Raw genomic sequence first — 1,496 nt, 5'->3', positions numbered from 1 at the left:
GCGCGCGGTCGACGAGGTGGTCCCGGACGGCCAGGCCACCGCCCGCGCGACCGAGTGGGCCCGGCAGTTCGTGGGCGGCCCCCGGATGGCGCTGCGGGCGGTCAAGGAGGCCGTGGACCGCGGCATCGAGGTGGACCTGGCCACCGGCCTGAGCATCGAGCGCGCCCTGTTCGCGGCGCTGTTCGCCACCGAGGACCGCGAAGTGGGCATGCAGTCGTTCATCGACTCCGGGCCCGGCAAAGCCGACTTCCTCGGGCGCTGAACCCCCCTTAGCCATGGCCGTCGACCTCGCCCTGGGACTGCGGGACGTCCTCGACGCGGCGGCCGAGCTGGCGGCCGCGCAGGACGAGGACGCCGTGCTGCACATCGCCATCCGTCGGGCCCGCCAACTCGTGGGCACCGACCTGGCGTACGTGATGCTGCTCGACCCCGAGCGCGGCGACACCTACATGCGCATGGCCGAGGGCGCCACCAGCCCCCGGTTCGACACCATCCGTCTGGGCATGGGGCTCGGCCTGGGCGGGCAGGTCGCCGAGGCCATGGCACCCCGTTGGACCCGCAACTACCTGGCCGACGAGCAGTACACCCACGTGATCGACCCGATCATCCGCGAGGAGGGCGTCAAGGCGATCCTCGGCGTGCCCGTCCGCACGCATGGCCGGCTCACCGGAACACTGTTCACCTCCGACCGCGGCGAGCGCGACTTCACCCAGGACGAGATCACGCTGGTCGCGCTGCTGGCCGACCAGGTCTCCGCGGCGCTGTCCGCCGCCGAGCGCGCCTCACGTCGCCGACGCGAGCTGGACGAGACCCGCGACGCCCTCGACGCCGAGCGCGCCCGGTCCGCGCGACTGGCCGCGACCGTCGACCTGCACGAGCGCCTCACCCGGCTGGTCGTGGCCGGGGCCACCGTCCCGGAGATCGTGGACCTGCTGGTCGACATCGAGGGGGGCACCGCGGCGGTCTTCGACCTGGCCCACCGGGAGATCGGCGCGGCCCGGTCCGCCGAGGGACCGCCGGCCGAGCTGCTCCGGCGGGTACTGGAGGAGGCCGCCGCGGACACCGAGCGGATGGTCACGCGCCAGTCCGGCGGCCACCTCGTCGTCGTCAACCCCGTCGTCACCGGCTCCGACCACCTGGGGTACGTCACCTACGCCAGCCGGGGCTCGGTCCCGGCCATCGGACGGGTGCTGGAGCGGGTGAGTTCGGTGATCGCGCTGATCCTGCTGGGCCACCGCGCGCGGGACGAGGCCGACAACCGCGTCCGCGGCGAGCTCCTGGCAGAACTGCTCTCCCCCGGTGAGCACGACCTCGAGGCGATCGGCCGGCGGGCCGCGCTGCTGGGCGTCGACGTCCACTCCGACCTCATCGCGCTGGTGATCACCCCCGCCGAGCCGCGGATGACCCGGGCTCTACAGACCGAGTGCCGGTCGCTCGCCCGGGCCGACGGCGGGCTGGTGACCACCTACGGTGACCGCGCGGTGATGCTCCTACCC

General features: G+C 73.9%; 2 protein-coding genes. Both read left to right on the top strand.

Going from position 1 to position 1,496, the window contains the following annotated elements:
* A partial coding sequence (locus IY392_RS15845) for an enoyl-CoA hydratase/isomerase family protein (protein ID WP_228549507.1) occupies positions 1–262 on the top strand: 262 nt, incomplete at its 5' end.
* 13 nt (positions 263–275) lie between these two features.
* Positions 276–1,496: GAF domain-containing protein (locus IY392_RS15840; protein ID WP_194861730.1), on the top strand; the 1,221-nt coding region annotated here is incomplete at its 3' end.

Origin of the sequence: Dietzia sp. SYD-A1 (genome assembly GCF_015356725.1) — a bacterium.
In the GTDB taxonomy this organism is placed as follows: Bacteria; Actinomycetota; Actinomycetes; order Mycobacteriales; family Mycobacteriaceae; genus Dietzia.
This window is presented reverse-complemented; position numbering and strand designations above follow the sequence as displayed.